Origin of the sequence: Nonomuraea sp. NPDC050022, from assembly GCF_044460705.1 — a bacterium.
Taxonomy (GTDB): Bacteria; Actinomycetota; Actinomycetes; order Streptosporangiales; family Streptosporangiaceae; genus Nonomuraea.
On sequence record NZ_JBITKE010000007.1, the window covers coordinates 592,882 to 615,432 of the forward strand.

Sequence of the window (22,551 nt, forward strand, 5' to 3'; positions counted from 1 at the left end):
GCCGCGATGGTGCGGGGAGCGGTCCGCGCTCGTCTCCGGGGCCACGGCAGGGGCAGCCACGCCGTGGTGCAGGCGGGCAGGGCGCTTGGTGTACGGCCGATCGCGGTCGTCTCGTCGGCGAGCTCTGAGCGCCGAATGGTCAGGCGTAGGGGTGTACGGCGGTGACCGAGGTGAGCGGGAGTGGGCCGTACAGGTGGGGGAAGCCGTTTTCGAGGCGGATGTCGAGTCCGGCGGGGTCGATCTGCAGGATGAGCAGCGGCTGGGTGACGTGGCCGTAGAAGGCGGTGTGTACGCCGTGGAGCTGGTCGAGGTCGCGGCTGCAGTGGATGAAGCCCTCTTGGTCGAGGGTGCGGCCGAGGGTGGAGATGCGGTACTCCCCCGCCGGCTGGGCGTCGGCCCAGTCGGCGGCCAGGGCGAGGTGGAGGATGTCTATGGTGTCCATTCGGAGTCGAGCATGGCATAGATGACCTCGGAGGACCATTCGCCTTTGACGTGCTCGTTGTCGATGAGGTGGGCTTCGCGGCGCAGGCCGAGTTTTTCCAGGACGCGGCCGGAGGCGGTGTTGCGGGCGTCGAGGCGGCCGACGATGCGGTGCAGGCCGAGTCCTTCGAAGCCGAGGCGGAGCAGTTCGCGGCCGACTTCGGGGGCGTAGCCGCGGCGGTGGTGGTCGGGGTGCAGGATGTAGCCGATCTCGCCTTGGCGGTGTTGTTCGCTGGTCCAGATCAGGACGCCGTTGCCGATGAGCTGGCCGGTGTCGCGCAGGGTGATGGCGATGTCGATGGCGTCTCCTTCGTTGAGGAGGGCGACGCGGGTGATCTTCTTTTCGAGGAAGGTGCGTACGGTCTCGAGGTCGCGGGGTTCCCAGTAGAGGTAGCGGGCGACGTCGGGCCGGGATTCGTAGGCGTGCAGCGCGTGGAGGTCGTCAGGGGTGAAGGGGCGCAGCAGGAGGCGGTCGGTGAGGATCGGGTAGTGGGGTTTGAGCACGGGGGCAGTGTAGATAATCCGTCTTTGGGGGCGCGAGGCGTTTTCGCCGGGGCAGGCAGGCGGGCGGGCGGACAACTGGGCGGGCGGTGGCGGGCGAGGGGCGTTCAGTGTGCCAGGGGTCAGTGGGCGCCGGCGAGGTTGAGGACGATGACGCCGCCGATGATGAGCAGGATGCCGCCGATCTTGAGCGGGGTGAGGGTCTCCCCCAGGAAGGCGGCGCCGATGAGGGCGATGGCGGCGGTGCCGGTGCCGGACCAGACGGCGTAGGCGGTGCCGACTTCGAGCTGCATTTTCAGGGCGCGGGCGAGCAGGACGAAGGAGATGAGGTAGCCGATGGCGACGATGGCGGCCCAGCCGAGGTGGGACAGGCCGTTGCTGAGTTTGAGCGCGGTGGTCGCGATGACCTCGGCGGCGATGGCGATCGCGAGCAACAACCAGGCCATGGTGAATCCCTCCCCGTGAGCGGCATTGAGATGGCCTCGGTGTGATCGTGGGTAGTGCTGGAGCCACTGCCGGTCACCGCCGGGGCCATGAAGACGAGTGTGCTGACCGGGGCGGCGTGTGTCGAACCCCCGATCGGTGGGTGGCCGGTGAGGCGGAAGCGCTTGAAAAGGGAGTCGAATGCGTGTTCCACTGGGGCCGTGGGTTGGGACGCGCTTTCGCTTGTTGAGGCCGCAGATGATCGTCCGATGATCGAGCGGCGGGCGGTGTTGCGTGACGGCTTCTATGAGACGCAGGCCCGCACGATGATCGAGCGGGTGCCGCGGAGTGCGGGGATCGCTCAGCGGTGGGCCGTCTCCCCCTATCGTGGCTGTGCCCATGCCTGCCGTGGCTGTGGTGCCCGTGCGGGTCATCGGCGGCTGGGGTTGGACGCGGGGCGGGATTTCGACACGCGGATCGTGGTCAAGCCCAATGCGGTGACGCGGTTGCGGGCGGAGCTGGCGCGGTGGGGTGGTGAGGCGCTGGCGGTGGGGGTCAGTGGTGACTGTTACCAGCAGGCGGAGGCGACTTATCGGCTGATGCCGGGCATCGTGGAGGCGCTGGGTGAGGCGGCGGTGCCGTTCACCGTCTACACCAAGAGTCCGCTGGTGTTGCGGGATGCCGCGGTGCTGGCGCGGGCGGGGGCGCAGGTGGCGGTCTCGATCGCGTTCGTCGACGAGCGGATCCGGCGTGGGGTGGAGCCGGGCGCGGTGGGTGCGCAGGCGCGGCTGGAGTTGGTGTCGGCGCTGGTGGAGGCGGGGGTGTCGTGCCGGGTGCTGATGGCTCCGGTGCTGCCGTTGCTCAGTGATGGGGCCGATCAGTTGTCGGCGACCGTGCGCCGGATCGCGGCCACGGGGGCCAGGGTGGTGGAGCCGGTGGTGTTGCGGCTGCCGCCGGGGACGCGGCAGTGGTATCTGGAGTGGCTGGGTGAGGCGCATCCGCATCTGGTGGAGCGTTATGAGGAGTTGTACGACGGGGCGGGGTTGCCGGCGGCCGATTACGAGGAGCGGATCACGGGGCAGATCGGGCAGTTGTGCCGGGTCTACGGTATGCGGTCGGGGCCGCCGGAGCCGCCGGAGCGTGAGCCGCGGTTCCCGCAACTGGCGCTGGTCTGACTACTGTCAAGGTTTAAGGCTGTCGCCTTAGAATCTTGGGTGTCCTATCAGCGAGCAGAAGGGCGCCGCCATGACCGCCGAACCCGTCTCCCGTTACCCCTTCGACCGGACCGAGGCCCTGCAGCCGCCGCGCGAGTGGGCCGAGCTGCAGAGCGGGTGCCCCGTGGCGCACGTACAGCTGCCCAGCGGCGACAGCGCCGAGCTGGTGACCCGCTACGACGATGTGCGCACGCTGCTGACCGACCCGCGCTTCAGCCGCGGCGGCGCCGACGCCGCGCGGGTGTCCACGACCGCCGACGGCGGGATCTTCGCCCGCGGCATGGCGAGCGGGAGCATGATCGCCGGGGCCGGGCATCGGCGATGGCGGCGGCTGCTGACCCCCTCGTTCACCATCCGCAAGATCGAGGCGTGGCGCCCGCGGGTGCAGCGGATGGCCGATGAGCTGGTGGACGGCATGCTGGCCGGCGGGTCTGCGGCGAACCTGTCGCGCGAGCTGGGCCTGCCGCTGCCGGTGCGGGTCATCTGCGCTCTGGTGGGGGCGCCGAGTGAGGATCAGGACAAGTTCGCGTACTGGTCTCAGGTGATGCTGACGCTGACCCGCTACGAGCAGTCGGAGGTGGAGAAGGCGTATGAGGAGTTCGGCGCGTATGTGTCGGACCTGGTGGCTGACAAGCGTGCGGCGCCGGGCGATGACATGCTCAGCGAGCTGACGCAGATCTCCGACAGCCAGGACGGGCGGCTCAGCCATGAGGAGCTGATCGCGACCGTGCAGGCGCTGCTGCTGGCCGGGCATGAGACGACCTCGAACATGATCGCCATCATGGTGGCGATGCTGCTGTCGGAGCCGGGGCGTTACGCGGCGGTGGTGGAGGACCCGGAGCTGATCCCGGGCACGGTCGAGGAGGTCCTGCGGCTGGACAGCACGCTCAGCGTGGTGGGCATGCCGCGGGTGGCGACCGAGGAGGCCGACTTCGGCGGGGTGCGGGTCAGCGCGGGTACGACGCTGATCCCGTGCCGGCCCGCGGCCAACCGGGATCCGCGTAAGTTCGCCGATCCCGACCTCTTCGACGCGCGCCGTGACAACGCGGGCCAGCATCTGGCGTTCGGCGCGGGGCCGCACTTCTGCCTGGGGCAGCCGCTGGCCCGGATGGAGCTTCAGGTCGTGCTCGGCACGCTGGCCAGGCGGCTGCCCGGGCTGGGTCTGCGGGATGCTCCCGGTGATCTGCGGTTGCGTACGGGGTTGTTGTCCGGGGGGCTGCAGGACGTGTGGGTCACCTGGTGAGGAGCGGCCTGCTTCGGCCTCTCAGCCGGTGGTGAACCACAGGCGGATGAGGTGGCGGCGCTGCGGTTCGGGGTGGTCTTCGTAGGCGGTGCGGCCGTGCAGGACGACGTGGTTGTTGAGGAACTGCATGTCGCCCTCCCGCAGGTCCATGGTGAGCACGAAGCGGGGGTCGTCGGTCAGCCGGTCGAGCAGGTCCATCGCTTCGCGCTGGGCCGGGGTGAAGGGCGGCACGCAGGCGCCGCGCTGGGCCGAGCGCAGGTAGTCGGGCCCGTAGGCGAACGACACCCTGCCGTCCTGGCCCAGGGTGCACAGTGGTTTGGTGTAGAAGCTGTCGGGGCCCTCGCCGGTGCGCCGGTCGTGCCACCACGGCTGGTAGAGCACCTCGGCCAGGTCGGGGCGGGTCCGGACGACCTCGTTGTGCACCGCTACGGAGCTGACGATGACGCTGAGGCCGCCTGACTTGGCCGGCCGCACGCACAGCAGGGCGACGACGTCGGTGGGGTCGCTGTGGTAGCCGAGCCGCCCGTTGTGCTGGTAGCTGCGGGTGCGTGGCTGGGAGGGGTCGGCGCCGGTGTCTCGTACGTGCACCAGCGGGACCGGGCCGGGTCCTTGTGAGACGATCGGGCCGATGTGGCAGCCGAGGCCGAGTCCGGCGATCTCGCGCTGCCGCTCGCTCATCTGGCCGACGGGTATCCCTTGGAGCAGGGCGAACCCGTGACCGTCCACGATCTCCTGACGCACTCGCCGCAGGAGTGGTCCGAGCGTCGGCAGCGGGAAGCCGTCCGGGGTGATCTCCTGCGGCGCCGGGCCGGCCGCCTCCACCGCCCGTACGGCGCCGAGCACCTCGTGCCGATGCTCCTCGTTGAGCGCGACCCTCCATGGGTCGCTGTCGCGGATCTCCGCCGCCAGCCATTGGCCGGGTCCCAGTACTTGTGCGATCGCCATGGTGGCCACCTCTTCGCTCGTCGTGGGTCTTGGACTCACCCTGTCGTCCTTGCTGTTGCGTGGCACCCCCTCATCGCCCACGGCGCAATCGCTTCACCCACAGCGGAAGGACACCGCGAACGGGGCTTGCCCAGCGCCCGCGCGGCGTAGGTGGCGGGTGAGTCGTCCGGACTGAGCGTGGACGCCACTGCCCCGGCGCGGCCTTGCGCGAGCAGCGGTGGGAGGCTGCCGAGTCGGCGGTGGCGGCCCCTTGGTCATTCGTTCGGCTTTGATGTACGAGGGCAAGCAGCACCTGCAGTTCTTCGCCGGTATCGACGCCGAGACCGTGGGCGCGCGCAATATCTGCATGCACCTGCAGACCATCCCTGCCTCGGGCAGCTGCCGGGCTCATAAACACGACCATCACGAGACCGCGATCTATGTCATCAAGGGCGCTGTAGGCGCCTGGTATGGCGAGAACCCGGAGCGCTACCTGCAAGCCCGCCAAGGGGAGTTCATCTACCGAGATGATCGTGTAGGCCCGCGCGTGCGCGCCCTCTGGGCGCGAGCTGCAGTGATCGGAACTGATTGCGACATCTCAATCACATACGGTAAGATTTCCGTGATCGAACGGGCAAGCGACAACCAAGCTGACCGTGAGATCACTTCCTGGATTCATCGGTACGACGAGGCCGCCGGACGGGCGGTGACAGGACGTGGAGACTTGCCGATAGGCGGGTCGATGAAGCGTCAAGCATCCCGTTCCACAGCTCGTGCTGCTTACGCGGCATGGACTGCTGCGAAAGCAGCACGGGAATCCCCGCCCCTTCAGGACGAGGAGCACGTCAAATCCCCGCCAGTACGCCGCACATGCCCGTGAACCTCAGTAACAGCCAGCCCGCCGAGGTCGTCCTAGCCCGCACCAATCCGCGTGAGCAGGAGAGCACGATTCTTCTCCCCGATCTGGGGAGCCGACGGGCCCCTCTCGGCGGCCTCGAGGCCGGCTGAGCTGTCGAGCAACTGCGCTTGGTGCCGGCTCAAGGGAGCGCCGCCGATTGCGGGGCCTACAGGGCGCTGCCCTTCTTCCACTTGGAGAAGGGCAGCTGCCAGAAGCCCCAGCCGTTGTTCCATTCCAGGTCGCGGGTGGTGCCCTTGATGTCGACGACGTCGCCGCGCTGGAAGTGGTTGTAGAACCACAGGGCCTGGTCGGGGCGGGAGTTGATGCAGCCGTGGCTGACGTTGGAGCGGCCCTGGGCCCAGACGTTGTCCTTGGCGTGGACGTACTCGCCGGAGTTGGAGATCCGCACGGCGTGGTTGATCATGACGTCGTAGTAGCCGGGGTCGCCCTTCTTGCGGCCGGGCGAGATCATGCGGACCGGGTTGCCGCGCTCCATGGTCAGGTGGACGCCGGAGGTGGTGGTGTACTCGCGGGTGGTGGCCATGCCGGCGCTGATGCGCATCGTCTGCACGCGCTTGCCGTCGCGGTAGACGTACATCATGTGCTTCTTGGTGTCGACCTTGCTGATCACGCGGGCGCCGATCTTCAAGGTGGTGGCGGAGTCCTTGACGCCGTACATGCCCTTGCCGCCCTTGACGCCGGTGAGGCGGGCGTTGAAGGTGACCTTCTGGTGGGCGGGCCAGTACTTGGCGGTGCGGTAGATGACGGTGGTGTCGTTGATCCAGCGCCAGGCGCCGTCGACGGGCTTTTGCGCCTCGACCTCCAGGGCGCGTTCGACGGTGGCCTTCTCGCTGACAGGCTGGTTGAAGGTGACGATGATCGGCGCCCCCACGCCGACCGTCTCCCCCTTGGCGCTGGGTGTGACGTCGATGACCTGCAGTTCGCGCTCGGGCTTGAGCGTCTTGAACGTGCTGGCGGCGCTGGTGACGCCGGCCTTGGCGCTGACGTTGTAGGAGCTGGAGGGCAGCAGGGTGCCCTTGGAGACCCATTTGGTCTTGTCGGCGTTGAAGGTGCCCTCGACGCTCTTGCCGCCGCCTTCGGCCGTGACCTCTTCCAGGGTGCCGCCGGCGGCGGTCACGACGATCTTCTTGTCGGGGCTGATCTTCGAGCTGCCTTCGGCGGGTGAGATCTTGATCGTCGGCGCTTCCGGGGTGGCGGAGGTGGTCGCCTTGGCCGCGTCGGCGTTGCCCGGAGCGGGGGGAGCGCTCGAGCAGGACGCGGTCAGTGCCGCGGCCGCGAGCAGGGCCATGCCCGTGACGGGCGTCCTCCAACCGGGCTTGACGTTCAAGTCAGTCCTCTCCCCCATAACAGCAAACTCAATGTCAAAGACCTTAATGCTCCTGCATGTAAGACGCGGAGGAGTTTGGGATAGTTCGGTAACATTTAAATCACTTGTTGCTGGGAACCCCAGGTCAGCCGGGCGCAACAGGAGTAATGAGGCGAAACCCTCAGCTCAGTGCTGGGCCAGGCGGTGGGTCAGGCTGGTGTGGCGCCGCCCGGCCCCCTTGGTCCGTACGGCCTGCGCCAGCGCGCGCCGGGACCCGACGATGACGACCAGCCGCTTGGCGCGGGTGATCGCGGTGTAGAGCAGGTTGCGCTGCAGCATCATCCAGGCGCTGGTGGCCAGGGGGATGACCACGGCGGGGTACTCGCTGCCCTGGGAGCGGTGGATGGAGACGGCGTAGGCGTGGGCCAGCTCGTCCAGCTCGTCGAAGGCGTAGTCGACCTGCTCGTCCTCATCGGTGGCGACGATCAGCTTCTGCTCGTCGGGGCGGATGTCGACGACGATGCCGACGGTGCCGTTGAACACCCCGGCCGCGCCTTTTTCGTAGTTGTTGCGCAGCTGGGTGACCTTGTCGCCGACGCGGAAGACGCGCCCGCCGTAGCGGCGTTCTGGCAGGTCCTCGCGCGAGGGGGTCAGGGCCTCCTGCAGCGCGATGTTGAGCGCGCCGGCTCCGGCGGCGCCGCGGTGCATGGGGGCCAGCACCTGTACGTCGCGGCGGGCGTTGAGGCCGAACTTGCGCGGGATGCGCCGGGCCACCACGTCGACCGTCAGCGCCGCGATCTCCTCCGGCTCCTCGCACGGGAACAGGAAGAAGTCCGTCATGCCCTCCAGCTTGGGGTGCAGGCCGGTGTTGACGCGGTGGGCGTTGACCACCACGCCGGACTCCTGCGCCTGGCGGAAGATCTGCGTCAGCCGTACGCGGGGGATGTCCTGGGCGGCCAGCAGGTCCTTCAGCACCTCACCCGCGCCGACCGAGGGCAGCTGGTCCACATCCCCCACGAACAACAGGTGCGTGCCGGGCGCGACCGCCTTGACGAGCTTGTTGGCCAGCAACAGGTCGAGCATGGAGGCCTCGTCGACGACGACCAGGTCGGCGTCCAGGGGGTTGTCGCGGTCGAAGGTGGCATCCCCGCCGGGCCGCAGCTGCAGCAGGCGGTGAACGGTGGTCGCCTCATGGCCGGTCAGCTCGGCGAGCCTTTTCGCGGCCCGGCCCGTGGGCGCGGCCAGGATCACCTTGGCCCGTTTGGCGCGGGCCAGCGTCACGATGGAGCGCACGGTGAAGCTCTTGCCGCAGCCCGGCCCGCCGGTCAGCACCGCGACCTTCTCCGTCAGCGCCAGCCGTACGGCCTGGCGCTGCTCGGCGGCCAGGTCGGCGCCGGTCTGGCCGCGCAGCCACTGCTCGGCCCGCTCCCAGTCGACGCCGGCGAAGGCGGCCAGCCGGTCATGGCCGCCGCGTAGCAACGACAGCAGCGCCGAGGCCAGCGACAGCTCGGCCCGGTGGAAGGGCACCAGGTAGACCGCCGGCACGATGTTGTCGCCGGCCGGGATCTGCTCGCGTACCACGCCTTCCTCGGCGACCAGCTCTTCCAGGCAGCCGGCGACCAGGTCGGCGGGCACCTCCAGGATCTTGACGGCGTCGCCGACGAGGTTGGGGGCGGGCAGGTAGCAGTGGCCGTCGTCGGCCGCCTGGGACAGCGTGTAGCGCAGCCCGGCCTTGACGCGCTCGGGGCTGTCGTGCGGGATGCCGACCGCCTGGGCGATGGTGTCGGCGGTCTTGAAGCCGATGCCCCACACGTCGTCGGCCAGCTGGTACGGGCGGCTCTTGACGACGGAGATGGAGCTCTCGCCGTACTGCTTGAAGATGCGCACGGCGATCGAGGTGGACACGCCGACACCCTGCAGGAAGATCATCACCTCTTTGATGATCTTCTGTTCCTCCCAGGCGGCGGCGATCAGCTTGGTCCGCTTGGGGCCCAGGCCCGGCACCTCGACCAGCCGCTCGGGGGCCTGCTCGATCACCTCGAGGGTGTCGGTGCCGAAGTGGTCGACGATCCGCTCTGCCATCTTCGGGCCGATGCCCTTGATCAGGCCGGAGCCCAGGTAGCGGCGGATGCCCTGGATGGTGGCCGGCAGCACGGTGGTGTAGGACCACACCTCGAACTGCTTGCCGTACTTGGGGTGGGAGGTCCAGCGGCCGCTCAGCCGCAGTGACTCCCCCACCTGCGCGCCCAGCAGCGGTCCCACCACGGTCAGCAGTTCGGCGCCCGAGCGTTCGGTGGCCACCCGCGCGATCGAGTAGCCGGTCTCCTCGTTGGGGCCGTAGGTGAAGCGTTCAAGTACTGCGTTCAAACTGGTGCCAACATTTTTGGCGTCCACGTCCGGACTTCCTTCGGGCCTCCCCACATCGACGAGACTAGGGCAGATCTTCATCACCGCGACACCCGGCCGCTGTCACCTGCCGGAAGGGGGTCAACCTCACCGTGAGATCGGGGCGGGTGGAGGGCCTGATCGGTTCAGCCGGCGGTGAAGCCGTCTGTCGCGGTGCGGCAGAAGTCGCGGAAGCAGGTCAGCCACACAACTGTCGCGGAATAGTTGCGGTCGAGGTCGTCGCGGTGGAATTCGAACGAGTCGGGTTCCGTGGTGTTCGATCCGTCGAGCAGGACCCGTCCGCCGGCGGGGATGTGCGCCAGGTAGGTCTCCAAGAAGATGGCGATCCGCTGGGCCTGCTCGCCGGTCAGTTCCACGTCGATGTTGTCATGCAGCAGCTCGGTCGTGTCGGCGTCCAGAGTGCCGGACTTCTCTAGCAGCTCCAGAGTCGGCCGCCAGTTCCACGCGTTGACGTCCAAAGACTCGCCGTTCGGGGTTTCGAGCGTCCAGGACATCCGCTCATCCTATTGATCAGCAGCGCTTTCTCGAACCGCTCGAACGTCCGGATCAGAACTGTGTCACGTCGTCGGGGACGCCCGAGCCGCTGAGCCGGCGATCTTTCATCGGCACGTGACCACGTCCTCCGTCTCCGAACCCGACCCGTCATGCATCGCGCGGTCAAAAGCGCTGGCGTCAGCGGGATCACGCGAGATGCTGGCCCTCCACTTGCCGGCTCGTAGCGTTCCTTGCCGTCCGCAGGCGCGACGAGGGTCCTGTCGTGATAGGGCGGGTGAGGGACACGACCGCGCCTGACGTGCCCGGGCTGGGCGCGGCCGAGCGGAGGAAGTCCCCGGGCAAGACGGTTCTGAAATGCCTCGCCCCACTGCTCCCCCGCCCGGTCGGGCTCGAACGCGGCCGGCTCGAACAGCGCGCCGCGGGTAAGCTTGCCGAGCGATGGCCTTCATGATCCTCGTGCCCGTGCGGGCATAGGGGCCGCGCGTCGCGACGCCTATGCCCAGGGATCCTATGCGCGACTTGAACTAGGGAGCCGCGTCTCCGGCCTTTTCCCCCTTGCAGGTGCTGGAGAATATCTTTCCGGTCTTGAGGTTGACGCACCTCGTGCAGGAGGTGCCGGTCTCGTCGAGGTCTCCCTTGCAGAGAATTCCCTCTTGCTTCGGTTTCTCCGGCGCCTTTCCTGGCGAGCCCGTGTTTCCTGAAGATCCCGAGCTCTTGTCCTCGCAGTAACTACGCGTGTATCCGCCCTTCTTCGACTTGCACCACAGGCACTTCTTGTGCTTTCCCTCCAGCCATTTGCACGGCTTGCCGGAGCTTGTCGAAGTGCAGTGGGTGAGCGAGGTGGATGCGGCGTGGCCGCCGAGAGCGCGGGTCTTGTCAGGCTGGGCCAATGCGGCCGCGGAAGGGACGATGGCGGTCGCCACCAGGGCCCCGGTAACGAATATTTCTTTGAGCACGAGACCACCCCCATTGTGTGTCTCTCGCTTGCCCTCCCATCGTGACATGGCGCGCTCGGCAATAGTCAAGACGTGCGCCAAGATTTATCGAGCGGCGGCCGGGCCCTTTTTCCGGAACATGAAACATTTGATGTGTATTTCTTGCGGGAGCGCTGGGGATGTCGGACGACGGCCGGTGACCTCGATGCCGATATTATTTATTCCGCTGCTATCGCCGTTGGCGGTGGCTTGACCGTCGATGCGCGTCTGGGCCGCCTTCTATAAGGCGACGCGCCGGAAGACGACGACCGCCTGGTAGCCGATGCCGTGCTCGGGGTCGCACTCGGCTTCCGCGCTGATGACGTCCAGTTCGGAGTCGGGGCCGAAGAAGTCCAGGGCCCGGGCTCTGGCCTTCTGGCGGATCTCGTCCGGGGTCGCTCCGCTGACGGTGACGCGCAGCGTGAGCGGGAACTGTGTGTCACTCATGGGCGGCCTTCTTTCGCAGAGGAGTGATCACTTTTGAGCGTAACATCAGGCCATCGCCGACATGCAGGCATATGGCTGCATGTATGTGGGTTCGTGTCTCGAACATGATTGCCCATCGACACTCACGGTAGTGGTATGGATACTCTTCGTGTAGGCCCTGGCTCCCCGGATCACCCCACTTCGAGCGCGGGTTCGTGCTGCCCGCCCGCCGCGGCGGGGTGATCCGGGGAACAACTCAAGGAGAGCGATGCACAAGAAGTCCCTCGCCCTGGCCGTCCTCCTCACCGGTGCGTGCGTGGCCACAGCCACCGTCGTCACCGCGGCCAACGCCACCACCGCACCCGCGGTCCAGGCCCACCACGCCTCCGCGCTGCCGCCCGGATACCAGCTGGTGACGCTGCCGAACGCGAACGTGCCCAACTTCCAGCGCCGTACCCTCTACTGCCCCGGCGCCAAGAAGGTCCTGGGCGGCGGCGGCGAGGCCCGCGGCAACGGGGCGATCCTCGTCGGCTCCTTCCCCACCGATGACGGGCGCGGCTGGATCGTCCTCGGCCGCCAGATCGGCTACAGCGACGTCGGCATCAGCGTCTTCGCCATCTGCGCCGACTGACCTACCGCAGCATCCGGCCCTGGTCGCTCGCCGACCGGGGCCGTTCTCATGCCCGCCCGTGCGTACGTATGCGGGGGGCGCCTTCCACCGGGCGCCCGTGAGAACATCTGGGCCTTCCAGCCGCGCCCGCCGCCCTGTAGGAAGCCATGCATGAGCGACGATGTACGCCTCACCCTCGAAGCGGTCCCCCGCGCCGGGCTGAGCGCCGGGCAACTGCGCCAGGCCGTGGCCGCCCACCCCGGCGTCCTGTCCGCGCTGGAGGTCGCCGACGCCGATCGGCTGATCATCGGCCAGGCTCCGGCGCTCGGCCACGAGCCGGGCCAGGACGCCCCCTTCCGCGCCACCGTCTTCGACCCGGTGGGCAACCGCGCCGTCGAGCTGCGCGGCACCCTGGACCGGCCGGAAAGCGCCGAGGTCCGGCCCAGCGCCCACCGGCCGCCGCCCAGCCACGAGGAACTGCTCGCGGCCGCCGACGTGCTGCGCGCCGACCCGCACTTCCCGGCGGGCGACAACGTGATCGTCTACCGGCCCATGCCGCCCCTGGCCGACCTGGACAACCCCGACGGCACCACCGTGCGCCGCCCCAGCCTGGGCATCTACACCCCCGGCGAGCCCACCGGGGTACGCCACCGCATCGTCGCCGTCGACACCGCCGCCCGCACCGTCGACTGGACGCCGGCGGGCATCGACGTGCGCATGCACCACGACTGCGAGCACACCGTGCCCGAAGGCCTCACCCCCCTGGCCGACCACGGCGGTCCCGACCAGGTGCGGGTACGCCTCCTGCGGGGGGCCCGCGAGCTGTGGAACCTGCTGGTCGTGCGGCCGCGCGCCTCGGCCCCGCAGAACCCCGGCGCCGGATCGGGCGTGGAGTTGCGCGAGGTGCGCTACCGGGGCCGGTTGGTGCTGCGCCAGGCGCACGTACCCGTCCTGAACGTCGAGTACGAACAAGGCACCACCTTCCGCGACGACGCCTCCTCCGAGACCCGCTTCTCGGCCACCGGCACCGATCCGGTCGGCTGGGGCTGGCGGCTGTGCGACAGCCCGCCGCGTACCATCCTGGAACGGCCCGACACCGACTCCGGCGGCTTCCAGGGCGTGGCCTTCCACCACGACGGCGACGAGCTGCGCATCGTCAGCGAGCTGCAGGCCGGCTGGTACCGCTACGCCAGCGACTGGCGGCTCGGCGACGACGGCACCATCAGGCCCCGCTTCGGCTTCGCCGCCACCGCCAACCCGATGACCTGCATGGTGCACCGCCACCACGCCTACTGGCGCTTCGACTTCGACATCGAAGGCTCGGCCAATGACGTCGTCGAGCAGATCGACCAGGGGCCGATCAGTCCCGAGCCGGTGCCGATCGTCCGCGAGACCACTCGCCGCCGCGCCCCCGGCCGCTACTGGCAGGTACGCGAGAAGTCCTCAGGGCGCGGCTACCAGATCCACCCCGGGCCCTTCGACGACACCGCCGACGCCTACGGGGTCTCCGACCTGTGGTTCCTGCGCCACCACGCGGCCGAGCTCGACGACGGCAACCCCGGCCCGCGCGACCGGGCCGCCATCGGGCGCTTCCTCAACAGCGAGAGCATCGACGCCACCAACGTCGTCGTCTGGTACGCCGGCCACTACTACCACGACCAGGCCCACCCGCAGCCGCACCAGGGCGAGCTGATCGGGCCGGAACTGCTGCCCATCTGAGCACTAGGCTTGGCGCCCATGAGTCAGGTGGGTGAGACGACGGCGCGGGCGCTGCTGCGCAGGCTGGCCGTCGAACAGGCCGAGTGCAGGGTGCCGTCGCTGACGGCCGCGATCGTACGGGAGGGGAGGCTGGCCTGGTTCGGCGCTCGCGGCTTCACCGGCCCCGGCGCCGGGGCGGCCCCCACCGCCGACACCCAATACCGGCTCGGCTCGATCACCAAGAGCATGGTGGCCGTCGTGGTCATGCGGCTGCGTGACGAAGGCCGCCTCGACCTGCTCGACCCCCTGGCCAAACACCTGCCCGGCACCTCGTTCGGCGAGGTGAGCTTGGGCGAGGTGAGCTTGGGCGAGGTGAGCTTGGGGGGAATGAGCTTGGGCGAAATGAGCATCGCCCAGCTGCTCTCCCACACCGCCGGCCTGACCGCCGAACCGCCCACCGCCTGGTGGGAACGCACCCCCGGCCTGCCGGCCGGCGACCTGCTCGCCCTACTCGGGCCGCAGCACGTCAAGCACCGGCCCGGCCGCCGCTTCCACTACTCCAACATCGGCTACGGCCTGCTCGGCGAGCTGGTCGCCCGGCTGCGCGGCATGCCCTGGCTGCGCGCCGTACAGCAGGAGGTCCTGCAGCCGCTCGGCCTGTCGGCCACCACCGAGCGGCCGCGCGCCCCGCACGCCACCGGCTACGCCGTCCACCCGTGGGCCGAGGTGGTGCTGGCCGAACCCGAACACGACCACGCCGCCATGGGGCCCGCCGGTCAGCTGTGGTCCACGACCGCCGACCTGGCCCGCTGGGCGGCGTTCGTGGCCGGGGACACCGGCGGCGTCCTGTCCCCCGCCACGCTGGCCGAGATGCGCGAGCCCGCCACCGTCGACGACGGCGACGCCTGGACCTCCGGCTACGGGCTCGGCCTGCAGCTGACCCGGCACGCCGGACGCCGCCTGGCCGGTCACACCGGGTCCATGCCCGGCTTCCTGGCCACCGTGTGGGCCGACCCGGCCGACCAGGTGGGGGTGCTGTTCCTGGCCAACACCACCAGCGGCCTCAGCTACAGCCTGCCCACCGACCTGCTGGACATCCTCGACGAACACGAGCCTCGCCTGCCCGAGCAGTGGCGGCCCGCCGCCGCCGACCCCGCCCTGCTGGCGCTGACCGGGTTGTGGCACTGGGGTCCCAAGCCGTACGCGCTGCGGCTGCTGCCCGACGGCGGCCTGGCGCTGACGCCGGTGGGCGGGGCCGGCCGGGCTTCCCGGTTCGTGCCGCAGGACGACGGGACCTGGCTGGGGCTGGATGGCTACTACGCCGGTGAGACGCTGCGGGTCGGCGCCGATCACCTCGACCTCAACACCTTCATCTTCACCCGCGAGCCGTACGAGCCGCAGGCGCCCGTCCCGGGCGGCGTGACGGACTGGCACGCCTGACCGTTGTCGGCGCGGCACGCAGGCGGCCAGGCGCCGCCGTCGTCAACTCAGTCTCCTCACCCGGCGAGCGAGGAGGCGATGAAGCGCCGCGCCGACGCCGCCGTCGCATCCGGGTCGTCCCAGGTGTCGCGCCAAACGGCCAGCGTGCTGGACAGTCCAGGGGAGACCACCCGCGAAGAGAAGCTCTCGAAGGTCATCACCCCGTCGTAGCCGATCTCGCGCAGGGCACCGAAGACGGCGGCGAAGTCGACCGTCCCGGTGCCCAGGGCAACGCGATCGAGGACAGGTACTTGGACACTCTCGGGGCCAGGAGGTTGATGGCCACGCCGGCGACGATGTGATCCACGCCGAGGGTGACCGTCGTGAGCGCGTGCAGGAGGCCGCCGAGCGCGCCGCAGGCGGCGCCCAGGACGAGACCGGCGACGGCCCCCCACCGCAGGGCTCCAAAGGCCGCGCCCCAGGTGCCGAGGATCATCATTGCCTCAAGACCGATGTTGACCACGCCCGCGCGCTCAGCCCACACCCCGCCCAGGGCGGCCAGGGCCACTGGCGAGGTCAGCGCGAGGGCCGCCGACACAGTGCCGCCGGATAGCAGTCCGGTTCCCTCCGGCAGGGTCAGCACCGTGGTCAGCAGCCCACCGGCCAGGGCGAGCAGTGGCCACAGCCGTCCCGCGGGAAGCAGGGCAAGGGCGCGCGGGCCCGCCAGGCAGATCATGTCGCCGCCTTTCCGCCGGCGGGCCGGGCCGCGGGCGTCACAGCCGCCGTGGCCGGCGGCGCGGCCGGGCTGGGCGTGTCCTGCCGTTCGCGGCGGGCGCGCCATCGGGCGCTCAACTCGTAGGCGATGAGCACCGCCAGGACGATCAGACCTTCCATGCGCCACCCGGCATCGCACTGACCAGGCCCGCCCGAGCGTTCGGCGGCCACCCGCGCGATCGAGCGAATCCACTCAAGGCACAGCGGACAGCGAGTTGGGCGGGCTGTCGGCGGCGCTCGGGGAGCTGGCGGCACGTCATCCTCTGCGCGAGCGGCTGCACGCCACCCGCCTCAAGGCGCTGCACGCCGCCGGGCCGAGGCGCTGGCCGCCTAGGAGGACTTCCGGCGCGCTCTGGCCGAGGAGCTGGGCGCCGATTCGGGGGCGGGATGCTCCTGACGGTCAGGGCCGCCATGAAGGAGAACGACGGCGACATGCGCGGCTCGCGCCAGGACCTCATCGCCGCCGCCGCGCAGCTGCGGGCGGTGGGTGAGCGGTGGGGGCCGTCGATGGCGCTGATGTCGCTGGGCGAGGCGCACGCGAGACTTCGACGACGCGCTCGCCTCGATCCTGGAGGCCACGGAGTTGGTGCGGCAGCTCAACCCCGACCTCGACCCCGGGCATCAGGTGTGGCAGGCCACCATCGGCATGCGCAAGGGACAGGTGGAGCAGGCGCGTGCCCAACTGCGCGAGATGACCGAGCAGCCGCACCGCGACCACTCGCCGCGCAACGCCGCGTTCGCCCACTGCGGGCTCGGTGACCTGGCGCGGCTGGAGGGCGATCTGGCGACGGCCGCGCGCGAGTACGAGCGGTCGGCCGCCACGCTGGAGTACGCCTCGGCGATCGCGCCGCAGTTCCGGGCGCTGGTGATGATCGGCCGGGCGCATCTGGCGCTGGCGGTGGGCGATCCGGCGGCGACCGGGCAGTTGCGTGGCGCGCCCGACGCGTTCAACCCCGAGGTGGCCCCCTGTCCGCGCGGCTGCGCGCCGAGTTCGGCGACGGCTACGACGCCGCCTACGCGGCGGGCCGGAGCCTGGACCGGCCCGCCGCGCTCAGCCTGGTACACGCCCCCGTAGCGGCCGGGGGCATCGAAGCGGCCCGCTCAGCGCGGCGGGCAGCGGCCGGGGACGCGGGTGCACGTTCCGGCCGCGCCCACATAGCGGCCGGGGACGGCCGGACAGCGGGTGGCTCAAGCGCGGCGGCGGTAGGCCGCGACGGCCAGGGGCGCGAAGATCGCCAGGAACACCAGCCCCGACGCGAGCGTCCAGACCACCGAGGCGGCAGCCGGGCCGCCGAGCATCAGCGCCCGCGAGGCCTCCATGGCGTGGTTGACCGGGTTCACCTCCAGCCAGGCCCGCAACCAGCCGGGCAGCGTGTCCTTGGGGGTGATCATGCTGGTGCCGAACGTCAGCGGGAACAGCACCAGGAACGAGGTGCCCTGCACCCCGCCGGGCTCGCGCATCAGTACGCCCAGCAGCACGAACGCCCAGCTCAGGCAGAAGGAGAAGAAGACCGTCAGCAGGCAGGCGGCCAGCGTCGCCACCAGCCCGGTGTGGATTCTGAACCCCAGCGCGGCCCCGGCGCCCATCAGCACCACGATCGCCACCACATAGCGGATCAGGTCGCCCAGGACCGAGCCGATCAGCGGCGCCGAGCGGGCGATCGGCAGGCTGCGGAAGCGGTCGAAGACGCCCTTCTTGATGTCGGTGTTGAGGCTGACGCCGGTGGCCATCCCGCCGAACATGACCGTCTGCACCATGATCGCGGGCAGCAGGAACTGCAGGTAGTCCTCGGTCGAGCCGGACACGGCGCCGCCGAGCAGGAACACGTAGACGATGAGGAAGACGATCGGCTGCAGGGTGACGTCGATGAGCTGTTCGGGGGTGCGCAGGGTCTTGACGACGCTGCGCCCGGCCAGCGCGAGGCTGTGGCGGACCAGGCCGAAAGGGCGCGGGTCCAGGCGGGCGGGGGCGGCGGTGCGTTCGGCGGTGAGGGTCATGCCGCGTCCTCCTTGCCGGCGTGGTGACCGGTCAGAGTGAAGAAGACCTCGTCCAGGCTCGGCAGGCGCAGCGACAGTTCGGTGACCGCGATGCCGGCGGCGTCGAGGCGGGCCACGATCTCGGTGAAGGCGGCGTCGCCCTCGACGGGCACGGTGCTCACGTCGCGGCCGGGTGATTCGGCGGGGCGGCCGGCGACGGCCGAGATGATCTCGGCGCTCTCGCGCAGCCTGGTGTGGTCGGCGGGCCGCACCAGCACGGTCTGGCCACCGACGACACGTTTGAGCTCGGCCGGGGTGCCGTGCGCGATGACCTTGCCGTGGTCGATGACGGAGATGTCGTCGGCCAGGGCGTCGGCCTCCTCCAGGTATTGGGTGGTCAGCAGGACGGTGACGCCGTCGGTGACCAGGCGGCGGATGATGTTCCAGACGTCCTCGCGCTTGGCGGGGTCCAGGCCGGTCGTCGGCTCGTCCAGGAAGATCACGTCAGGCCGGCCGACCAGACTGGCGGCCAGGTCCAGGCGGCGGCGCATGCCGCCGGAGTAGGTGGCGGCGCGGCGGTCGGCGGCCTCGGCCAGGCCGAAGTCGCTCAGCAGCTGGGCGGCCCTGGCTTTGGCGTCGGGGCCGCGCAGGTCGAGCAGCCGGCCGATGAGCACCAGGTTCTCGGTGCCGGTCAGGTCCTCATCCACCGAGGCGTACTGGCCGGTCAGGCCGATCATGCGGCGTACGCGGGCGGGGTGGCGCACGACGTCGACGCCGCTGACGCGGGCGTGGCCGGCGTCAGGGCGCAGCAGGGTGGCCAGGATCCGTACAGCGGTGGTCTTGCCGGCGCCGTTGGGGCCCAGCACGCCCAGGACGGTGCCCCGGCGGGCCGATAGGTTGATGCCGGCCAGGGCGGTGGTCGTGCCGAAGCGTTTGACCAGCCCTTCGGCTTCGAATGCGTTCATGACCGCCATCGTGGGCGGCGGCGCTGGCAGAGCTCGCACAGATCGCTGTCACGCCGGCCCGCGCCTCTGCCAGGTCGAGCACGGGTGAGCTGCGCCCTGCCAGGTCACCCTGCCAGGTCGAGCACAGGTGCCCCCGCGTGCCGCCGCCGCGCTCAGCCGTAGGACGGCTCGGCGTGCCGTAGCTCGCGCAGGCCGGGCAGCGCGATGGCGCCCAGCCGGGCGCCGGTGCGCGGGTCCAGCCGCAGCACCCGCTCTCCCGCCCCGGCCAGCAGCTCGCCGTTCAGCCGGGCCAGCCCCCGTGCCGGGCCCGGCAGGTCCCAGACGCCTGCGGGGGCCAGCGTCTCGCCGTCGGCCGACAGCAGCCGCGTGCCCGCCGCCAGGTGGACGCGGCCGTCCCCGGCCACCGCGTACGCCTCGCCGTCGCCCAGCCGGCCCAGCAGGGCGCCGCGCTTGATCGTCAGGTCGTCGGTGGAGGCGAGCACGATGCGGCCGGTGGAGGCGTCGAAGACGTACAGTCGCCGGGCCTGGGTGTCCAGCGCCATCGCGTGCGCCAGTGGCGGGCCGAGGCCGAACGGTTCGGGCAGGTCCAGGCAGTAGGCCCGGCGCTGGTCCAGGCTGAGCACGTGGACGAAGGCGTGCGCGCCGGGGCTCAGGTCGTGGCCGGCGATCAGGTCGCGGGTGTGCAGGTGTTCGTCCTGGTGGGTGTAGAGGGTGTAGAGGGTGGCCAGGTCCGGGTCGTGTACGGCCTGGCGGCCCTTGCCGCGCATCTCCTCCTCCTTCGACAGCGGCACGGGCTGCTTGGCGCGGGTCAGCAGCGGTGTCATCCGGCCGGTGGCCAGGTTGTACATGCGTACGCGGTAGCGGTCGGGGTGTTCGGGCGGCAGGTGGTCCAGGACGTACATGACCTGGCCGTCGCCGGAGAAGGCCTCCGGTTCGATGTTGCCCTCCAGCCGCAGCGTCCGGTTGCCGCCGGCGCCGGTCAGGGTGAGGGTGGTACGGCTGCGGGGGCCGGGTTCGGGGCCGAGGGCGACGAGGCGGCCGGAGACGGCCTTGATGCGCCGGCCCGGGGCGCCGGCCAGGTCGCGCTGCTCGAGGAGGTGGCCCGTGGTGGCGTCGTAGGTGCGCAGCCGGTCGTGGGCGATCTGGTAGAGGCGCAGCCAGCGGGGGCCGGGCACCGCGCCGGGGTAGGTGGCCGTCACCGCGCCGGTGGGAAGCTCGACCAGGGACAGCCCGGCGGCGGTCTCGGCGAGCAGCCTGCCGCGTGGGCCGGGGGGTGCCGCGTTGGGGGGCGGCTGGGTGGTGGCGCAGGCCGATACGGCGGCCGCCGCGCCGAGCGCCAGGGCTTGGCGTCTGGTGATGGTGCTCACGTCTTTCCTACACCGGTGAGCGGCAGGGGGTTCCCGTTCAGGTGGTGACGCCGAGCTGAGCACGTACCTTGGCCAGGAGGTCGTGCGGGAGCGGGGCGTAGCCGTACAGGGACAGGTAGGACTGGCCTGCGTCGCCGGCGGTGTAGTCCAGGAAGGTCCGCACCAGCGGGTCTGAGCGGTGGGAGCAGATGATCTCGTAGGTGACCAGGATGATGGGGTAGGTGTCCTTGTTCTTGGTCAGGTAGTCGAACTTGACGATCAGGTCGCCGCTGTGGCCGGTGATCCGGGCGCCTTGCAGGGCTTTGGTGGCGCTCTGGGGCGAGAGGGCGACGAACTGGCCGGCGGCGTTGCCTATCTTGGCCGTGCGCAGGGCGGCGTCGCTGGCGTAGGCGTACTCCACGTAGCCGATGGAGCCCTCGGTGCGTTGGATGGCCTCGGTGATGCCGGCCGAGCCGGTGACGCCTTGCCCGGTGACGGCGAACTTCCTGGACGGCTCGTACGGCCAGCGGCCCGCCTCCTTGAGATAGGCGGTGAAGTTGTAGGTCGTGCCCGAGTCGTCGGAGCGGTGGAAGAGCCGGATGCCGGTGCGTGGCAGGTCCGCGCCGCGGTTGTCGGCGGCGATCTGCGCGGCGTCCCATCGGGTGATGCGGCCGCTGAAGATGCCGGTCAGGGTGGTGGGCGAGAGCTTCAGTTCCGGCGCGGACGGCAGGTTGTAGGCCAGGGCGATGGGGCCCACCACCATGGGCAGGTGTATCGCGCGGCTGCGGCAGCGTCTGTCGGCCAGTTGTTGTTCGGCGGGGTGCATCGCGACGTCGGAGCCGGCGAACGCGGTGACGCCGGTGATGAAGTCGCGGATGCCCGCGCCCGAGCCGTTGGCGTTGTAGTCCACCCGCAGGTCGGGGTGCAGCCCTTGGAAGTCGGCCCGCCAGGCGTCCATCGCGCCTTTCTGCGCGCTTGAGCCGGAGCCGGAGATCGAGGCGGTGATCGGGAGACTGGGGGGCGCTTCGTCGCGGGTCAACAGCGCGGTTCCGGTCAAGCCGACGGCAGAAGCGGCCAAGGTCAGGGCGACGAACAGCGCCGCCCTGATGATCCCGGTCAGCTTTTCCATCTCATCAAAATATGAAGTGGTCGCGGTCTTCTAGTTCATCACGCGTCCAACTCCTTGCCACAAAACAGTCATTCCCACCAGATTTGGGCAACGTTCTGGATCGAACCGCTGACGAGGGCAGTCACGCGTCCCAGGTGACCGGCAGGCTCTTGACCCCGTAGATGTCGGCGGTCTCCGGGCGCAGGGCGACCTGTTCGGCCGCTACCGCCAGGCGCAGCGTGGGGAAGCGGTTGACCAGCGCGGGGAAGGCGGCCCGCATCTCGACACGGGCCAGCTGCTGGCCCAGGCACTGGTGGATGCCGTGACCGAAGCCCAGATGCCCGCCGTCCTGCCTGCGCAGGTCGAGGGTGTGGGGATCGGCGAAGCGCTCAGGGTCGCGGTTGGCGGTGTTGATCGACAGGATGACCGCCGTACCGGCCTTGATGGTCTGGCCGCCCAGCTCGACGTCCTCCAGCGCCGTCCTGAAGAACGTCTTGGCCACACTCAGATACCGCATCAGCTCCTCCACCGCCTTGTCGGCGAGTGTGGGGTCGGCGCGCAGCGCGGCCAGCTGCTCCGGGTTCCGCAGCAGGGCGAAGGTGCCCAGCGCCAGCATGTTGGCGGTGGTGTCGAGCCCGGCCGCCAGCAGGATCAGGGCGACACCCTTCAGCTCCTCATCGGTCAGATCGCTGTCGGTCAGGTCGCTGAGCACGTCGTCGGTGGGGTTGGCGCGCTTGGCCACCACGAGTTCGGCGAGATAGGTCTGGACCGCGGTGTAGGCCGCCATCAGCTCCTCGTCGCCGGTCTCCCCGTCCATGAACTTGTCGACGTTGCCCTGGAAGGCGCCCCGATCCTCATACGGCACCCCCAGCAGCTCGCAGATCACGATCGCGGGGATGGGCTTGGCGAAGGCGGTCACCAGGTCCGCGGACGGCCCGGCCTTCTCCATGGCGTCCAGGCACTCGGCGGTGATCTGCTCCACGCGCTCGGTCAGTTGCCGCATCCGCCGCACGGTGAACTTGCCCACCAGCGGCTTCCTGTACCGGCTGTGCTGGGGCTCGTCCATGAGCAGGAACTCGCCGGGTGGCGCCGGAGGGACTTCGATGTCGCCGTAGTCGACCCACGGGTGGTGGCGCATGAGCTCTCTGCGCGAGCTGAACCGCGGATCGGCCAAGACCGACCGGACCAGGTCGAAGCCGGTGATCAGCCAGCCCTGATGACCGTCGGCGAAGGGGATGCGGCTGATCGGGCTCTGCTCGCGGGCCTGGAGGAGCTCCTTGGGCGGGTCGAAGGGGCGGCCGGGCTGACGTTCGGTCGGCATCGCGGTAACGGTGTGTTCCATG

At 70.1% G+C, this 22,551-nt stretch carries 24 protein-coding genes; 7 read left to right on the top strand and 17 right to left on the bottom strand.

Going from position 1 to position 22,551, the window contains the following annotated elements; all coding sequences use genetic code 11:
* Positions 1-139: 139 nt before the first annotated feature.
* The 3 genes from ACIBO2_RS31795 to ACIBO2_RS31805 all read right to left on the bottom strand — a co-directional run bounded on the left by ACIBO2_RS31795 (position 140) and on the right by ACIBO2_RS31805 (position 1,427).
* A complete protein-coding gene (locus ACIBO2_RS31795; RefSeq protein WP_358549586.1) occupies positions 140-442 on the bottom strand; it encodes a DUF952 domain-containing protein in 303 nt (100 codons plus the stop codon).
* Positions 430-984, bottom strand: a complete 555-nt coding sequence (locus ACIBO2_RS31800; protein WP_358549589.1) for a GNAT family protein — start codon at positions 982-984, stop codon at positions 430-432. Before ACIBO2_RS31800 ends, ACIBO2_RS31795 begins: the two co-directional genes overlap by 13 nt.
* 119 nt (positions 985-1,103) lie before the next feature.
* A complete protein-coding gene (locus ACIBO2_RS31805; RefSeq protein ID WP_358549592.1) occupies positions 1,104-1,427 on the bottom strand; it encodes an SMR family transporter in 324 nt (107 codons plus the stop codon).
* Between the two features lie 246 nt (positions 1,428-1,673).
* On the opposite strand from ACIBO2_RS31805, the gene ACIBO2_RS31810 reads away from it, so the two are divergent.
* Together ACIBO2_RS31810 and ACIBO2_RS31815 are read left to right on the top strand one after the other, a co-directional pair.
* A complete protein-coding gene (locus tag ACIBO2_RS31810) occupies positions 1,674-2,579 on the top strand; it encodes a radical SAM protein (protein ID WP_397301583.1) in 906 nt (301 codons plus the stop codon).
* A gap of 70 nt (positions 2,580-2,649) precedes the next feature.
* On the top strand, positions 2,650-3,861 hold the full coding sequence (locus ACIBO2_RS31815; RefSeq protein ID WP_397301586.1) for a cytochrome P450: 1,212 nt from the start codon (positions 2,650-2,652) through the stop codon (positions 3,859-3,861).
* 21 nt (positions 3,862-3,882) lie between these two features.
* Here the strand turns inward: ACIBO2_RS31815 and ACIBO2_RS31820 are convergent, their stop codons facing one another.
* A complete protein-coding gene (locus ACIBO2_RS31820) occupies positions 3,883-4,806 on the bottom strand; it encodes a TauD/TfdA family dioxygenase (RefSeq protein ID WP_397301589.1) in 924 nt (307 codons plus the stop codon).
* 250 nt (positions 4,807-5,056) lie between these two features.
* Between ACIBO2_RS31820 and ACIBO2_RS31825 the strand changes: the two genes are divergently transcribed.
* A complete protein-coding gene (locus ACIBO2_RS31825) occupies positions 5,057-5,665 on the top strand; it encodes a hypothetical protein (protein ID WP_397301592.1) in 609 nt (202 codons plus the stop codon).
* 184 nt (positions 5,666-5,849) lie between these two features.
* On the opposite strand, the gene ACIBO2_RS31830 is transcribed toward ACIBO2_RS31825, so the two are convergent.
* The 5 genes from ACIBO2_RS31830 to ACIBO2_RS31850 all read right to left on the bottom strand — a co-directional run bounded on the left by ACIBO2_RS31830 (position 5,850) and on the right by ACIBO2_RS31850 (position 11,332).
* Positions 5,850-7,031, bottom strand: a complete 1,182-nt coding sequence (locus tag ACIBO2_RS31830) for an Ig-like domain-containing protein (RefSeq protein ID WP_358549607.1) — start codon at positions 7,029-7,031, stop codon at positions 5,850-5,852.
* Between the two features lie 165 nt (positions 7,032-7,196).
* Positions 7,197-9,377, bottom strand: coding sequence for an ATP-dependent RecD-like DNA helicase (locus ACIBO2_RS31835; RefSeq protein ID WP_358549610.1), 2,181 nt, complete (start codon positions 9,375-9,377; stop codon positions 7,197-7,199).
* Between the two features lie 164 nt (positions 9,378-9,541).
* The gene (locus ACIBO2_RS31840; RefSeq protein ID WP_397301595.1) at positions 9,542-9,910 is read right to left on the bottom strand and encodes a hypothetical protein; all 369 of its coding nucleotides are present in this window, start codon (positions 9,908-9,910) and stop codon (positions 9,542-9,544) included.
* A 525-nt stretch (positions 9,911-10,435) separates the two neighbouring features.
* Positions 10,436-10,867 (bottom strand): hypothetical protein, encoded by a 432-nt coding sequence (locus ACIBO2_RS31845; protein ID WP_397301598.1) that lies wholly within the window; start codon positions 10,865-10,867, stop codon positions 10,436-10,438.
* 258 nt (positions 10,868-11,125) lie between these two features.
* Positions 11,126-11,332 carry a hypothetical protein gene (locus ACIBO2_RS31850; protein WP_358549617.1) on the bottom strand — a complete coding sequence of 69 codons (207 nt, stop codon included), beginning with the start codon at positions 11,330-11,332 and terminating at the stop codon, positions 11,126-11,128.
* 247 nt (positions 11,333-11,579) lie between these two features.
* Between ACIBO2_RS31850 and ACIBO2_RS31855 the strand changes: the two genes are divergently transcribed.
* The 3 genes from ACIBO2_RS31855 to ACIBO2_RS31865 all read left to right on the top strand — a co-directional run bounded on the left by ACIBO2_RS31855 (position 11,580) and on the right by ACIBO2_RS31865 (position 15,059).
* Positions 11,580-11,942 (top strand): hypothetical protein, encoded by a 363-nt coding sequence (locus ACIBO2_RS31855; protein WP_358549620.1) that lies wholly within the window; start codon positions 11,580-11,582, stop codon positions 11,940-11,942.
* Between the two features lie 150 nt (positions 11,943-12,092).
* Positions 12,093-13,640 carry a hypothetical protein gene (locus ACIBO2_RS31860; protein ID WP_397301601.1) on the top strand — a complete coding sequence of 516 codons (1,548 nt, stop codon included), beginning with the start codon at positions 12,093-12,095 and terminating at the stop codon, positions 13,638-13,640.
* Between the two features lie 18 nt (positions 13,641-13,658).
* On the top strand, positions 13,659-15,059 hold the full coding sequence (locus ACIBO2_RS31865; RefSeq protein ID WP_397301604.1) for a serine hydrolase domain-containing protein: 1,401 nt from the start codon (positions 13,659-13,661) through the stop codon (positions 15,057-15,059).
* Positions 15,060-15,115: 56 nt separating this feature from the next.
* Here ACIBO2_RS31865 and ACIBO2_RS31870 read toward each other — a convergent pair whose 3' ends face one another.
* The 3 genes from ACIBO2_RS31870 to ACIBO2_RS31880 are packed head-to-tail and all read right to left on the bottom strand — an operon-like array spanning position 15,116 to position 15,932.
* The gene (locus ACIBO2_RS31870; protein WP_358549791.1) at positions 15,116-15,256 is read right to left on the bottom strand and encodes a hypothetical protein; all 141 of its coding nucleotides are present in this window, start codon (positions 15,254-15,256) and stop codon (positions 15,116-15,118) included.
* A complete protein-coding gene (locus ACIBO2_RS31875) occupies positions 15,256-15,774 on the bottom strand; it encodes a hypothetical protein (RefSeq protein ID WP_397301607.1) in 519 nt (172 codons plus the stop codon). Before ACIBO2_RS31875 ends, ACIBO2_RS31870 begins: the two co-directional genes overlap by 1 nt.
* Positions 15,771-15,932 (bottom strand): hypothetical protein, encoded by a 162-nt coding sequence (locus ACIBO2_RS31880; RefSeq protein ID WP_397301610.1) that lies wholly within the window; start codon positions 15,930-15,932, stop codon positions 15,771-15,773. The genes ACIBO2_RS31875 and ACIBO2_RS31880 overlap by 4 nt, the downstream gene beginning before the upstream one ends.
* 466 nt (positions 15,933-16,398) lie before the next feature.
* Between ACIBO2_RS31880 and ACIBO2_RS31885 the strand changes: the two genes are divergently transcribed.
* Positions 16,399-16,887: a tetratricopeptide repeat protein gene (locus ACIBO2_RS31885; RefSeq protein WP_397301613.1), complete on the top strand. Its 489-nt coding sequence runs from the start codon at positions 16,399-16,401 to the stop codon at positions 16,885-16,887.
* Positions 16,888-17,000: 113 nt separating this feature from the next.
* Here the strand turns inward: ACIBO2_RS31885 and ACIBO2_RS31890 are convergent, their stop codons facing one another.
* The 5 genes from ACIBO2_RS31890 to ACIBO2_RS31910 all read right to left on the bottom strand — a co-directional run bounded on the left by ACIBO2_RS31890 (position 17,001) and on the right by ACIBO2_RS31910 (position 22,550).
* Positions 17,001-17,810 carry an ABC transporter permease gene (locus ACIBO2_RS31890; RefSeq protein ID WP_358549635.1) on the bottom strand — a complete coding sequence of 270 codons (810 nt, stop codon included), beginning with the start codon at positions 17,808-17,810 and terminating at the stop codon, positions 17,001-17,003.
* Positions 17,807-18,754 carry an ATP-binding cassette domain-containing protein gene (locus tag ACIBO2_RS31895; protein ID WP_358549638.1) on the bottom strand — a complete coding sequence of 316 codons (948 nt, stop codon included), beginning with the start codon at positions 18,752-18,754 and terminating at the stop codon, positions 17,807-17,809. Before ACIBO2_RS31895 ends, ACIBO2_RS31890 begins: the two co-directional genes overlap by 4 nt.
* 152 nt (positions 18,755-18,906) lie before the next feature.
* Positions 18,907-20,121: a hypothetical protein gene (locus ACIBO2_RS31900; protein WP_397301617.1), complete on the bottom strand. Its 1,215-nt coding sequence runs from the start codon at positions 20,119-20,121 to the stop codon at positions 18,907-18,909.
* A gap of 37 nt (positions 20,122-20,158) precedes the next feature.
* Positions 20,159-21,229, bottom strand: coding sequence for a phosphate ABC transporter substrate-binding protein PstS (pstS, locus tag ACIBO2_RS31905; protein ID WP_358549644.1), 1,071 nt, complete (start codon positions 21,227-21,229; stop codon positions 20,159-20,161).
* A 121-nt stretch (positions 21,230-21,350) separates the two neighbouring features.
* Positions 21,351-22,550, bottom strand: coding sequence for a cytochrome P450 (locus tag ACIBO2_RS31910; protein WP_358549648.1), 1,200 nt, complete (start codon positions 22,548-22,550; stop codon positions 21,351-21,353).
* Position 22,551: the final 1 nt, after the last annotated feature.